The sequence below is a fragment of the Acinetobacter sp. YH12226 genome (genome assembly GCF_013417805.1).
GTDB lineage: Bacteria > Pseudomonadota > Gammaproteobacteria > Pseudomonadales > Moraxellaceae > Acinetobacter.
In genome coordinates this window covers 1-13,371 of record NZ_VPDG01000007.1, presented here as the reverse complement: position 1 = coordinate 13,371, position 13,371 = coordinate 1, and the positions used below count along the sequence as shown (strand labels likewise).

The 13,371-nt window shown below is 44.4% G+C and carries 13 protein-coding genes and 2 tRNA genes; 9 read left to right on the top strand and 6 right to left on the bottom strand.

Annotated features, from left to right (window positions below; translation table 11 throughout):
- The first annotated feature begins 297 nt into the window (after positions 1-297).
- Together FTV08_RS08840 and FTV08_RS08835 are read left to right on the top strand one after the other, a co-directional pair.
- A complete protein-coding gene (locus FTV08_RS08840; protein WP_180087129.1) occupies positions 298-1,605 on the top strand; it encodes an FAD-dependent oxidoreductase in 1,308 nt (435 codons plus the stop codon).
- 3 nt (positions 1,606-1,608) lie between these two features.
- Positions 1,609-2,457, top strand: a complete 849-nt coding sequence (locus FTV08_RS08835; RefSeq protein ID WP_180087128.1) for a cyclopropane-fatty-acyl-phospholipid synthase family protein — start codon at positions 1,609-1,611, stop codon at positions 2,455-2,457.
- Positions 2,458-2,532: 75 nt separating this feature from the next.
- On the opposite strand, the gene FTV08_RS08830 is transcribed toward FTV08_RS08835, so the two are convergent.
- From FTV08_RS08830 to FTV08_RS08820, 3 genes are all read right to left on the bottom strand, one after another.
- Positions 2,533-2,608, bottom strand: a tRNA-Thr gene (locus FTV08_RS08830).
- Between the two features lie 204 nt (positions 2,609-2,812).
- Positions 2,813-3,040 carry a hypothetical protein gene (locus tag FTV08_RS08825; RefSeq protein WP_004647282.1) on the bottom strand — a complete coding sequence of 76 codons (228 nt, stop codon included), beginning with the start codon at positions 3,038-3,040 and terminating at the stop codon, positions 2,813-2,815.
- Positions 3,041-3,500: 460 nt separating this feature from the next.
- A tRNA-Ser gene (locus FTV08_RS08820) sits at positions 3,501-3,591 on the bottom strand.
- Positions 3,592-3,713: 122 nt separating this feature from the next.
- Between FTV08_RS08820 and FTV08_RS08815 the strand changes: the two genes are divergently transcribed.
- On the top strand, positions 3,714-5,594 hold the full coding sequence (locus FTV08_RS08815) for a potassium transporter Kup (protein ID WP_180087127.1): 1,881 nt from the start codon (positions 3,714-3,716) through the stop codon (positions 5,592-5,594).
- An 81-nt stretch (positions 5,595-5,675) separates the two neighbouring features.
- Here FTV08_RS08815 and FTV08_RS08810 read toward each other — a convergent pair whose 3' ends face one another.
- The gene (locus tag FTV08_RS08810) at positions 5,676-6,329 is read right to left on the bottom strand and encodes a hypothetical protein (protein WP_180087126.1); all 654 of its coding nucleotides are present in this window, start codon (positions 6,327-6,329) and stop codon (positions 5,676-5,678) included.
- Positions 6,330-6,593: 264 nt separating this feature from the next.
- Here FTV08_RS08810 and FTV08_RS08805 point away from each other — a divergent pair, with 264 nt between their 5' ends.
- Both FTV08_RS08805 and FTV08_RS08800 read left to right on the top strand, forming a co-directional pair.
- Complete coding sequence (locus FTV08_RS08805) at positions 6,594-7,676, top strand: DNA/RNA non-specific endonuclease (protein WP_180087125.1); 1,083 nt, start codon at positions 6,594-6,596, stop codon at positions 7,674-7,676.
- Between the two features lie 78 nt (positions 7,677-7,754).
- Positions 7,755-8,000: a hypothetical protein gene (locus FTV08_RS08800; RefSeq protein WP_180039139.1), complete on the top strand. Its 246-nt coding sequence runs from the start codon at positions 7,755-7,757 to the stop codon at positions 7,998-8,000.
- Positions 8,001-8,276: 276 nt separating this feature from the next.
- Here FTV08_RS08800 and FTV08_RS08795 read toward each other — a convergent pair whose 3' ends face one another.
- A complete protein-coding gene (locus FTV08_RS08795) occupies positions 8,277-9,287 on the bottom strand; it encodes an AraC family transcriptional regulator (protein ID WP_180087124.1) in 1,011 nt (336 codons plus the stop codon).
- 108 nt (positions 9,288-9,395) lie between these two features.
- Here FTV08_RS08795 and FTV08_RS08790 point away from each other — a divergent pair, with 108 nt between their 5' ends.
- Positions 9,396-10,040 (top strand): hypothetical protein, encoded by a 645-nt coding sequence (locus tag FTV08_RS08790; RefSeq protein ID WP_180087123.1) that lies wholly within the window; start codon positions 9,396-9,398, stop codon positions 10,038-10,040.
- Positions 10,041-10,338: 298 nt separating this feature from the next.
- On the opposite strand, the gene hisF is transcribed toward FTV08_RS08790, so the two are convergent.
- Complete coding sequence (gene hisF / locus FTV08_RS08785) at positions 10,339-11,097, bottom strand: imidazole glycerol phosphate synthase subunit HisF (RefSeq protein WP_004647284.1); 759 nt, start codon at positions 11,095-11,097, stop codon at positions 10,339-10,341.
- A gap of 113 nt (positions 11,098-11,210) precedes the next feature.
- Between hisF and FTV08_RS08780 the strand changes: the two genes are divergently transcribed.
- From FTV08_RS08780 to FTV08_RS08770, 3 genes are read left to right on the top strand one after another with little or no spacing between them, the layout of a single operon-like run.
- Positions 11,211-12,158, top strand: coding sequence for a homoserine kinase (locus FTV08_RS08780; protein ID WP_180087122.1), 948 nt, complete (start codon positions 11,211-11,213; stop codon positions 12,156-12,158).
- A 26-nt stretch (positions 12,159-12,184) separates the two neighbouring features.
- A complete protein-coding gene (locus tag FTV08_RS08775; protein ID WP_180087121.1) occupies positions 12,185-12,811 on the top strand; it encodes a DUF1294 domain-containing protein in 627 nt (208 codons plus the stop codon).
- Between the two features lie 20 nt (positions 12,812-12,831).
- On the top strand, positions 12,832-13,227 hold the full coding sequence (locus FTV08_RS08770; protein ID WP_004781593.1) for a hypothetical protein: 396 nt from the start codon (positions 12,832-12,834) through the stop codon (positions 13,225-13,227).
- Positions 13,228-13,371: the final 144 nt, after the last annotated feature.

Sequence of the window (13,371 nt, the reverse complement as noted above, 5' to 3'; positions counted from 1 at the left end):
GATGAATTTACGGTTTTCTTATGCTGCGAATCATAGGTATTTAAAAAGTATTTGTCAACCAAGGATTATAAAAATGGTTAATTAAATTATTTGTTTTTAAAGCAAATTTTCAAGTTTTCAGATAAAAATATGAATAAAATCTTAGATTTGATGGAATTTTAACTAAGGCAGAAAAATGAATAAAAAGCAGGTGAAATTGAACAAAAAGGCCTTTACGAAAAACATATATTCTGGAAGATTTTAATAACCTGTTTGATTGGCGCATGGTACATAATTTCTGTAGTTTTTCAATGACGGATGATCAGTTTGGATATCGCAGTAATTGGTAGTGGCATGGCCGGACTGGCTACAGCCAGAATTCTCCAGGACGCAGGGCATCACATCACGATTTTTGAAGCACTTCCAGGTCGCGGCATGGACAGTCATAGCCTTGAATTTGAAGGGGGCCTGATTGACGCACCTTTACGTGTGATGAACCCCTATCTGTGGAAAAACACCCTGAGTCTAGCCACACATCTGGGCATTAAAACTTATCCGGTGCGGACCTATATGGCCTGCAGCTGGTTATTTGAAGATAAAACTGAAACCTGGCTGACCACATCGCGTAGCCGAATTGGCAATATCCCGATCATCAATAACCGGAAAGGCCTGCAACAATATGGCTGGCGTCTGGTCAAAGGCCTGTTGCAGTTAAAAGTTGCATTGACCAAATTCTTTAAATCGAAAAATCAGGACATCAGCCTGGCAGAATTTATCAATCGTAACGAGATTGAAGAAGTGTTCTGGCACGGTGCGGTGATGCCGGTGCTATATACCATCTGTACCTGCAATCCGAAAACCATTGGTGAATGGCCAGCTAAACCGTTGTTAATTTTCCTGCGTCAATTGACCGATGGTGATGCTTTACTGCGTTTGCAAGGCGGTACACCGGCGCTTGTCGACAAGCTGATTGAAGGCATTCATATTGAAGACGGTTCAGCGATCACACTGGTACAAGAGCAGGGCGATCAGGTCAAAGTTGAAAATGCGGCCGGTTATTCAAAACTGTTTGACCGGGTGATTGTCGCGACCCCGACCACCAAAATTGAGCAATTTCTGGATCTGGTACAGTTTGCCAGTGAAATTGAATTATTGAAGAAATTCAAATTCGAACAGGGCGAACTGGTGATTCATACCGATGCCAGCGTGATGCCGCCAAAACGTAAAGACTGGGCCGTACTCAGCTATATGATGGACCGTAAATTTACCCGTCAGCAATTTACCGTGTGGCTTAACTCGATTGAACCTTCTTTGGTCGGCAAGTCGGCCGTGTTTCAGACATGGCGTCCGGTAACCGACATTGATCCGAAGAAAGTGATCAAATCGGTCATGCTGACGCGTGCAGTGGTCGATGCCAATACCGTGGCACTGAATAAGGAATTGCAGCAACGTCATCTGGATGCCAACCGTAAGGTCTTCTTCTGTGGCTCATGGTCATGTGACGGTTTGCCAATTCTGGAATCGGCAGTGACTTCAGCGATGAAAATTGCGGAAATTTTTGGTGCACCTTTACCATTCCAAGGTTTAAAACCTGTGGTTGAGGTTGCTCCGCAACTGGGTTATTAATCCATGCAATGGCTTCAGGCACTGCGTCAGCATCTTCCCCAGCACAAGTATGCAATTGATGCCGCTGTGTTGGGCGATCACGCGCAATTGCCCTGGAGCAATTTAGGGTATTGGCAAGCCGGTCAGCAGGATTATGCGGCTGCCTGTCGTATGCTGGCCGATCACCTTGCGCAAACTGTAAATTTAAATTCAAAAGATAAACTGCTGGATTTGGGCTGCGGTCAGGGCGCCAGCTTGCTGCACTGGCAGCAACATTATCAGGTGCAATATCTGGCCGGGGTTGAGCTGCAGGCTGCCTGTGTGGCTAATATTCAGCAATATTTACCAGAACTGAATGCCATTTATCAGGCGTCATTTTTGCGTTTAAAAGAATTGCTGTTTTCCCAGCGTTTTGATGTGGTGTTGTGCCTAGATGCGGCTTATCACAGCCCTGTGCCTGTATTCTTGGAGCAGGTCCGCAGTGTTTTAAATTCAAATGCGCGGATTGGTTTTCATCATCTGGTTTTGTCCGAGCGTTGGGAAAATTTAAATGCATTACAACGGCGTAAATATCAGTTTTTATTGAAATCTGCTGATGTGAATTTAAAAGATTTAATGACAGTGGGTGCATTATATGCCTTTCTGGATCGATTTGAATTTAAAAATATTCAGATTCAGGATCTGTCCGAGCCGGTATTTTCCGGCTTTGCGGATTACGTGCAAAAAACTTTGAATTCAAAAGCATCAGATGATCAGGCTCAAGGTTCAAAACTGGATCATTTTAAAATTCAGATGACAGCGAAACTATGCCGAAAATTATATCAGGAAGGGATTGTGAGATATGTGCAAGTGACGGCACAATCGAAGCACTAGAAAGTGCAAGAAGACTCAGCTCAAAATACTAAAACCCAGAAACATCAAAGCCTCACTAAAAGCGAGGCTAAGATATGGTGCCGGCACACGGATTCGAACTGTGGACCTACTGATTACAAGTCAGTTGCTCTACCAACTGAGCTATGCCGGCATGGTGGAGTGCATTTTACAGATTTTTTTGGGTCACGCAAGCCAAAAAATAACCGTTTAAACTGTTTCGGCAGGATTTGTTTATTTTGACCGAATGGATGAAAAGTTCTGTTTTTGATTATGTGCAAAGAAATGGCCCATATGTGCAGATATGGGCGAGGGTGAAAGCATAGGATTTGCTATGGATATGAGTTGGTTATAAGGTTTATCTGTTTTTCAGGATGCGATCTAATTCTTGTGCACATTCCTCTAAAGTAAAGGCCATATCAAACTGCATTTGAGGTTTGAGTTCTTGAGCGAGGCTTCTCCACTGTTCGATGAGTCTCAAGGCTTTTTGAATTTTATGTTTATTGATGTCCTTGGCAATGGTTGGGGTATAACCGCCACGTTTTGCATTTTTAATCTGTTTGGCATAGTTTGCGCTGTTATTCATGTTCGCTCTCCGAATAGCAGTGTATCTATTTTTTAACTTCAAATTTGAATGGTCCGGTTCACTTGGTTATTTCTTTCTATCCTGTGGTTTTTATTCTCCTTTTAGTTGATTTATAAGCAACATAACATAGCTTTGATGACAATAAAATTAAGCTATTTCTGTGCCAGTTTTTTGTTTGAACACATAAATAAAAACCTGAAATGAATGGCGTACAGAAACTGCACAATTCATCAGTTTTTTGGCTGATGAAAAATGAAGATTTTTAAAAATAGAATTGAGCGTAAGTGTTGTGTTGCAAAAGATTTTTATGAACGAGGACTGGTATTAATTCAATGCCTTTGCCTAAGGCGATAGATAATAATATTTTAAGATCTAAGCAGATGATTTTTTTTGCTGATGGGATGATGGATAAAATTAAATATAAAAAAACCCGAATCATGTGATTCGGGTTTTTAAATTCTGGCGGTGAGAGAGGGATTCGAACCCTCGAAACGCTATAAACGTTTACACACTTTCCAGGCGTGCTCCTTCAGCCACTCGGACACCTCACCATAGGCCGAGGATAATAGCGAAAAAAACCAGCTGTGCCAAGCTGAAACAATTGATTTGCAGAAAAACTTTTAATGCGGTGCTATGATTCGCAAAAATGCTTGTTAAAAAACGAAGACAATATATGCAAAGCACTGCACAAAAGGCAGCTCTCCCGGTGATTACACTGGCTGCGCTTGGGGTCGTTTTCGGAGATATTGGTACCAGTCCGCTCTATGCACTGCGCCAATGCTTCCTCACCGCACATCTCGCCATTAGCGAAGCTTCTGTACTCGGTATCCTGTCCCTGATTTTCTGGTGCATGATGCTTACCATCAGCTTTAAATATGTCATGGTAATCATGCGTGCTGATAACAACGGCGAAGGCGGGATCATGTCACTGTTGGCATTAAACCTGCGTACCACACGAATCTCTGATCAAAAGAAAATATTCCTGATTGCTTTGGGCTTTGTCGGCGCATCGTTATTTTTCGGTGACGGGATTATTACCCCGGCAATCTCCGTGCTCTCAGCCATTGAAGGCCTGAGTATTGCCACACCCATTTTCAATCAGTGGCTGGTGCCTTTATCCATCGGGATTTTGGCCGGGCTGTTTATGGTTCAGCGACACGGCACAGCCACGATGGGCAAGTTTTTTGGACCTTTAACCATGCTCTGGTTTTTGTCGATTGGCGGTTTTGGTTTGTGGAGCATCATCCAGACCCCGTTTGTACTCTGGATGGTGAATCCCTACTGGGCCTATCATTTTGTGGTCGATCAGCCCTATGTGGCTTTTCTGACCATGGGGGCGGTGATTCTGACCATGACTGGGGGTGAAGCGATTTATGCCGATATGGGGCATTTTGGCCGTCTGCCGATTCGTCTGGCCTGGTTCATTATTGTCTTGCCATGTTTATTGCTGAATTATGCCGGGCAAGGCGCCTTGTTACTGCGTAGTCCTGAAGCACTGGCGAATCCTTTCTATATGCTGCTGCCCGACTGGGCCTTATTTCCGATGATTGGACTGGCGACTGCAGCGGCGGTGATTGCCTCACAGGCGGTCATTACTGGGGTATTTTCTATGGTCAATCAAGCCATTCAATTGCGTTATTTGCCGCGCCTGTCAGTCAAGCATACCTCTGCATTGGAGCGTGGCCAGATTTATCTGCCTTTCATTAACTGGATGTTGTTTATCTCGGTGCTGATCCTGATTTTACTGTTTGAAAATAGTGCCAATCTGGCCAGTGCTTATGGCGTTGCGGTGACCATGACCATGCTCTGCGGCACCATTTTGATCTCGATTCTGGCCTATGGCTTCTGGCGTTGGCCGGTCTGGAAAGTAGCGTTATTTGCTGTACCATTCCTGGCACTGGATTTAGTCTTTGTGGCCTCAACGTCCTTGAAAATCGCTTCGGGTGGCTGGGTGCCAATTCTGATTGGTGCGGTACTGTTTACGATTCTCATGACCTGGAAAGACGGGCGTGCGTTGGTACTGAACCGGCTGGAACAGGATGCCTTGCCGATTGATCTGTTTATTAAAAGTATTTCGATGGGGGAAGGCACCAAGTTTGTGCCAGGCGATGCCATTTTCCTGACCGGTACACCCAATATTGTTCCGCATGCCATGTTGCATAATATTAAGCACAATAAGGTCTTGCATGAACGCAATATCATGTTGACGGTGATTACCCGGGATATTCCTTTTGTTGAAAGGCAGGACCGGATTGAACTGGAAAAACTGAGTGAGCATTTTTACCGGGTGTTTATCTATTATGGTTTTAAGGATCAGCCGAATATTCCGGAAGCTTTACAACAGGCCTATGAGCAATGGGATTTTGAATATGACCTGATGCAGATCAGTTTCTTTATTTCACGTGAACGGATTATGCATACTGTGGGTGAGGGCATGGCACCGTGGCGGGAAAAGCTGTTTATTTCTATGCAGCGCAATACCAGTCCGGTCAGTGATTTCTATCAAATTCCACCCAACCGTGTGGTCGAGCTGGGCACCCAGATTCAGATGTAAATAAAATAAAAAGCATAAAAAAAAACCAGAGGCACACTCTGGTTTTTTTATGAGAGAAACAATAAATAAATGAGTTTCAGATTATTGTTCGAGTTCTACCGCAGCCGGCACTTCAGGTGCAGCATTCAAAGGTTCTTCCATCAGTACTGGCTCTGCATCAGATTGAGCTGCAATTTCAGTTTGTTCATTGCTCACATCTGCTTCAGTCACAGCCGCTTGTTGCTGTGCTTCAGGCATCGGTTGTTCTGAAGCAATAGCTGCTTGCTGTTGCTCTTCAGACATTGCTGGTACAGCTGCTTGTTGTTCTTCCAGTGTTGGTTGTTGTTGAGGCATCGTCATAGACGTGCTGGCTTCTACTTCTGATTCAGTGGCTGGTTCAACCAGATTGGCCGGCACCTCTGATTCATTCATACCTGGTTCTGTAAGAGGTGGTTGAGGGGAAACAGTGCCTGAATTTGGTGCCTGAGTCATCGCTGGATCGTTGGGCATCGGTGCCTGTGTATTTGGCATGGCTGGTTGCGGTGCTGCTGCACGCGGATCGACCAGACGAATCTGACCAGAGTTCACCAAGCTTTCTAAAGAGGCTTCCTGACCATTCACCTTGGTACTAATTTTAGCTTTAGACAAGCTTTCAAGTGTTTCACCTGGTTGAACCGGTGGCTCAGCAAATGCAGCTACGCTGATCACACTTGTGAATAATCCTAAACCTAATGCTTTAGAGAGTTTGGAATTCATGATTGACACCATTGCTAATAATTGTACGAATTGAGATAGGCCGTTAGCTTTACACACTCAATCTACTGAGCCAAACAAAGCTACGCAAACACCGAGAAACCTCATTTAAAAAGAAATAAAATTAGACAGTTTGTTACAACTGCCCGGGATTTTGGATACTTATTGTTTATTTAGTAAACGAATGGTAGAGCCAAGATATACTTCACTTATACAGCTTGTTAAGCTCGGTCAAAATCTGTATTGATCTAAAAAGTACGTGTAAGAATGGCCAAGAAGCAGCGTAAACCCAAGAACTCTTTTTTTCAGTTTTTAAATGATAATAGTATTAAAGTCATTCTGGGCGTGGTGGCTTCGAGCAGCTTCGCCATCGCTTTTGGCCAGGAAAAAATCAGTCAGTGGGTGTCGCTATCCTCTTCCAGCGATTCTGCCTGTCTGAACCAGTTTTATCGGGATGTGCCGCCGTATCTGATAAAAGACAGCCTGAAAAAAGACAGCTATTCACTGTGTTTTAATGGCTTTAATGTTGGTTATTCCGGGGTATCTAAAACGCCGCTCTGGGTGGCGGAAGCCTTAACGCCAGCACGCTTAAGCCAGAAAATTCCCCGTGAAGATAATTTTCATGAAGAAGATCGGGTCAGTGCGAAGCATCGTGCCACATTGGCGGATTATCGTGGTTCAGGTTATGACCGCGGTCATATGGCGCCGAATGCGGATATGCCTAACAAGGCTGCGCAGTCTGACAGTTTTTCATTGGCCAATATGGTGCCGCAAGCGCCCAAGAATAATCAGCAAGTCTGGCGTGAGCTGGAAGAAGCCACTCGTGCCATTGTGACCAAGCAGAAACAGGATGTTTATGTGGTAACCGGGCCGGTCTTTGCCGGGAAGAAGCTGAAAACCATTGGCAATGGCGTGATTGTGCCAACCGCGGTCTATAAGGCGGTTTATATGCCGAAAACCGGTGCTATTGGTGCTTACTATGCACCGAATGACAATTCACTGAAAGTGCGTATTGTCAGTGTCTGCTATCTGGAAGAACAGCTTGGAATTAACCTGTTCCCGCAGCTCACCGAAGAACAGAAACGCAATACCTATAAGCTGCCACTGACTGGAAATGCAGTAAAAGCCAACCAGAAAATCGAATATTCTAATTGGGATGCAGAAAGCCAGTGTGCCGAAGATGTTTCTGAAGAAAACCTGCAGGCATTACAACGCGAGTTTAAGTCTTCCGGTTCAAGCAGTTCGGCCTCCTCTGCGACTGGCGGTGCGATAGACAATGCAACGCAAGATGCCATTGTGAAACAGCTGATTGATGCCTTGTTGCAATATATTTTGCAGCTGTTGAAATAAGCTTGCTGAAAAAACCGGGATTCGGGTAGCATCGACATCAGACGTTCATTGAAAATAACAAAGACAGGTGAAGAGGATATGTTTAAAGCATTTGAAAATGGCAGCGAATCCCATGCCATTCATGATCTGACTTTGGAAAATGATCTGGACTGCGTCAGCCTGTATGGCAACTTGCAAATCACCAAGGATCATCAGGGACTGAAAGTGGCCAAAGCCTTGCAGGCTTTTTTGAATGATGTGGTAAAACAACTGGAAAACACGCCGGACTTGCCAGAAAAAATTCAGCGTGATGATCTGGATGAAATTGAAAATCCATTTTTATAAGCATTTTTAAGCGCGATGATCTGCATGCTCCATGTGAAACATGCAGAAAAATGGTATTTGGAAATCCTGGCTTTTTAGAGGGTTTTTATTAAAAAGCCTAATTTTCTGCTCCCACAATATCTCCAAACACTAGCAAGAACGTGCCGAGCAATTCGGGAAGATATCTACCCATATTTTAATTCCTTATTTTTCTATCTATCATCAGGTGATAGGGGACAGGGATTAAAATCGTCAACCCTGCTTGAAGCCCGTATATCAAACGAACATGCTGGTAGTTTAAGCAGCTGGCATATTCTGTTGGCGCCACTGCTGCGGTGTCAGCTGGGTCCATTGCTTAAAGGCACGCTGAAACGCACTTTGTTCAGAATAACCCAGTAACATGGCAGTCTCCTGCAAACTCAAGTGCGGATCTTTCAGATATTGCATAGCCAGCATGCAGCGAATCTCCTGCATACATTGCTGATAAGTTTTGCCCTGTTTCTGCAAATGGCGTTGTAACTGACGCACGGAAAAATTCATCTGCTCGGCAATATGTTTGATCTGGAACAGGTTTTTTTGCAGGCCAATTAGAATCGCCTGTTGCAGCTGCTGATCTACCAGAGTGGAGTACGGGAATTTTTCTAACAATGCTTTGGCCTGTTGCATCAGCAGTTTTTGCAAGGTCTGGTCGCCCTGTTTCAGCGGTCTGGACAGTTCACTGACATGCATCAATACCTGATTTCTGGCTTGAGAAAAGCGGACTTTACAGCCGAAATACTGCTCATAGAGTGCAATATTTTTAGGCATTACATGTTGGAAATGCACTTCATATAACTGAACCACGTGCGGGTTCTGAACATTGGCTTTCACGAATTCCGTCATTAGCGCAATCGCGATTTCATCGGTCAATTGGGTATTCAGATGAAACGGGACTTCGGCCCAGCCAATTGACAGATAATCGCCTTGCCACTGCAGCTGAAGTGGGCCGCCATCATAAATCAGACGATGATAATCATGATAACGCATGAAGGCTTCACCCAGAGTCTCACTTGAGAGGGCCAGATAGCCCATAATACCGAGGTGTTTAGCTTCAACCAGTTGGGCGATTTCCAGTCCTAAAGCCGGTCGTTGCAGCTGTTGATCAAGCGTCGTTAACAAATCACGCCACAGGGCGAAATCAAAGCGTTCCAGATTTTGAATGGCCAATAATTTCTCAGGGACTTCAAGCTTTTTCAACTGGTAATAGTCCAAAAGTAAATGTCCTAAACCACCGTATACTGAACCTACGTAGTTTTTTAGAACCAGCATTTTTAATTCTTTTATTTTGTCGTATTTTGTCAATCATATTGAATATTTTGGTCAATATCTAGTCTTTTATTTAGCCTATATTAAAAATAGACCAAGAGGTAAAAGATTATGTGGAAAGGTTTTCTGGCAGGACTTGTCGTCGCAAATGGATTTGAATGGTTTGCACATAAATATGTATTACATGGTGTTCACCGGCCGGGACAGAGCCGTTATAGTCCGGTACCCGAGAGTATGCGCTCACACTGGGAGCACCACCGGGTTGTGCGCAAAACAGAATTCTCCGATTTCGGCTATGTAGAAGGACTGGACAACTGGCGTACCCGCAATGAAATTGCATCACTGGCAGTGGTCGCGACCGTTTTTGGACTCAGTTTTTATCCATTCTCCAAAGGCATGTCACTGGCTGCCTTATATAGTGCAGGCAACTATTATTATTTACATCGCCGGGCTCATCTGGAACCGGAATGGGCCAAAAAGAAATTACCCTGGCATTATGATCATCATATGAATAGTAATCAGGATGCCAACTGGTGCGTCACCAAGCCCTGGTTTGATTATCTGCTCGGTACCCGTGTGATTTCCTCGGCAGATTTGCAGGAACAGAATCCTTTAGGTTTGAGCTTGCCTGCACCGATCTCGAAAAAATTGAACCGCTGGGCAGAACAATATTTTCCGGTTAAATGGGCGGGAGCTTCTACTAAAATAACGAAAAATACTGCAAAAAATATGGCAATGAAGCAGTTAAATACGTAGGTCGTGGAATAAGACAGGGCTTTGTCGTGATTTGTCAATAAAATACGATTGTATTGTCAATATTGTCCTGCGGATTTCACTTATAGTTGCTCACGTCGGTGAGCAAAGCCTTATACTGATGATGTTTCTGGGGGGGATGAGTTCTTTTGAATACCAAGTGCTGTAGTCTTATCTTGGTTTTATAAGGAGTCGAAAGACTCCTTTTTTTTGTTCCGTATTTGCTGTGTTGTTTTATTTAAGGCATAAAAAAAGAGTGTTTATAAAAACACTCTTTAATTAAATCATCATCTAAAACGGCTTAAAGGCGCATTTCAATGCCTTGGGCTGCCATATAGGCTTTGGCTTCCGGAATGGTGTGCTGGCCAAAATGGAAAATTGAAGCTGCCAGTACCGCATCGGCACCCCCATGAATAATGCCGTCCGCCAAATGCTGTAAATTACCCACACCGCCAGAAGCAATGGTCGGTACCGTGACGCGGTCATTGATGGCGCGCATCAGGGCAATGTCGTAACCGGCTTTGGTGCCATCGGCATCCATCGAAGTAATCAGTAATTCACCTGCGCCGAAGTCAGCCATTTTCACGGCCCATTCAATCGCATCGATCCCGGTTTCTTTGCGGCCGCCGTGGGTGAAAATTTCCCATTTGTGGTCGCCAGTTTTTTTGGCATCAATTGCAACCACGATACACTGAGCGCCAAAGCGTTGAGATGCTTCCTGCACAAACTCAGGATTATAAATCGCAGCTGAGTTGATGCTGACTTTGTCTGCACCGGCATTGAGCAATAAACGGATATCTTCGACTTTACGTACACCGCCACCGACAGTCAGGGGTACAAAAACCGATTCAGCCATGCGCTCTACTGTGCGGTAAGTCGTGTCGCGTCCATGATGTGTAGCGGTAATATCAAGGAAAGTAATTTCATCGGCACCTTGTTCATTATAACGGCGCGCCACTTCGACCGGGTCACCCGCATCACGAATATCAAGGAACTGGACACCCTTGACCACGCGGCCGTTATCCACGTCCAGACAAGGAATAATACGTTTAGCTAGCATAAATTTTTCCAATTATTACAGCCGATTATGAAACTCACCCACGCAAGCGCTACACCTTGGCAGATGGAAACGGTATTCTAGCAAAATTATGTAAGTTTTTTCGCAGGTTTTCTATGTCGGTTTATACCACTTTGACTTTAAAGGAAGTTCAGGATTTCGCAGCACCTTATGGACTTGAGGTGATTGATCTGATTCCCATTCAAGGAGGTATCCAGAATACGAACTATTTTCTGGTCTGCGAAAACCAGCAATATGTGCTGACCGTTTTTGAAGATATGGATGAACAGGCCGCTGGAGAACTGGTGCCGGTCTTGCAGCATTTGGGGCAGGCAGGTCTCGCCGTACCGGTGCCTTTATCCCACTCAGGCAAAGCCATTCACACACTAAAAAATAAACCGGCACAAATTGCGCCACGCATGATGGGCGAGCATCCAATGCCATCTACCGTCGCGCAGGCGGAAGCGATTGCCATTGCTCAGGCCAAAATGCATGTGGCATTGAAAGATTTTAAACTTGAGCGTGCCTTTGTCCATGACCATGCCTACTGGTATAACGTAGCACAGGAAATTAAACCGAGCCTGAACGCAGCAGATAAAGTCTTACTGGGTAAACTTCTGGGCCTGTATGAAGCTTTAACCGCAGTATATCCGGATCGTCCACGTGGCTTTATCCATTCGGATCTGTTCCGTGACAATACCCTGTTTGAGGGTGACCAACTGAAAGGTATTCTGGACTTTTACGAGCTGAATAAAGATGAATTCCTGTTTGATATTGCAATTACTTTAAATGACTTCTGTACCAATTATCCGGAAGTTACTTTAAATGAAGAAAAGGCCAATGCCTTTTTAAAAGCCTATGAAACTGTGCGTCCATTGACTGAGGATGAAAAATCATGTCTGGAGCTTTACCTGGCAATGGCTGCGGGCCGTTTCTGGATGATGCGTTTACAGGTGGCACAGAAAAATGCTGCTGAAGGCCGCACCGGTGAAGATATTCTGCAAAAAAATCCGGAAGAGATGCGTAACATGCTGATTGAACGTTTAAAATTTGTGGCAGCTTAAATTAAAAATAAACAGGAACAGGCAAAATGCGCGATCAGGGACGTTTAGTGGAATGGTTTGATGACAAAGGCTATGGCTTTATTCAGCCCAATGATCCGGCCAAAGATCGCGTGTTTTTGCATATCAAAGATTTTGCCCGTCCCGGTCCACGGCCAATTGTTGGTTGTGCACTAGATTATCTGGTGATTCTAGATGAGCAGGGACGTTATCGTGCCCAGCAGGTTATGTACCTGAAAGCATCACAAACCAAAACGGCAAAAACAAAAACTAAAACATCAGGCCGAAGCCAGCCAGAAAAACTACAGCCGATGCAGGTTGCTTCTGTGGCCTATATTTTGGTACTGGCGGGACTCAGTTTAGCCGGATTGTTGAGTGGAATGGTCCTGTTACTGGTGAGCCTGATGAATGTCCTTAGTTACTGGCTGTATGCCCAGGATAAGGAAGCGGCACAATTGGGCAATCGCCGTATTCCTGAAAACACCCTGCATTTGGTGGCTTTTTTGGGAGGGTGGCCGGCAGCCTGGCTGGCACAGCAAAAATTACGTCATAAAACACAAAAACAACCCTTCCGGCAAATTTATTTTTGTACTATAGCTTTTAACATCATTTTGATTATATGGCTGATTTCTCCTTTTAACAGCCTGAATATCTAGAAACAACCACAGGAGCGTAGATGAACTATTCAATTGATAAAGACTCAAATCGCACGCTAACCCTGATTCTTTATATCTTATATATCGTGGCCATTTTTAGTGGTGGCTTGCTGGCAGTGATTGCACTGATTATTAACTATGTGAAGCGCTCGGATGTACGAGGTTCGATTTTTGAAAGTCACTTTACCTGGCAAATCCGCAGTTTCTGGTGGTATCTATTCTGGAATATTGTAGCCTTTGTGCCGTTCCTATTCCTGTTCTTTACCCATGAAGATCCGGACCTGTTTGCAGGCGTCGCTTTTGGTGCATCTACTTTCTGTCTGGTTGTGGTCTTTGTTTCCTGGATCTGGATTGTCTATCGCGCGATTCGCGGCATTATGCGTCTGAATGACAATCGACCGATGTATACCAAATAAGATTAGCTATATTTCTCTAGAGCCTGTCATCAATTAGCTTGAGAAAATCTAACCTGTCCTCATTATTTTTTCATGACTAAACGCTATGCATTAAGAGATGATCAGTGGGAGCAGATTAAGGATCTGTTACCTGGACGAGCGAGT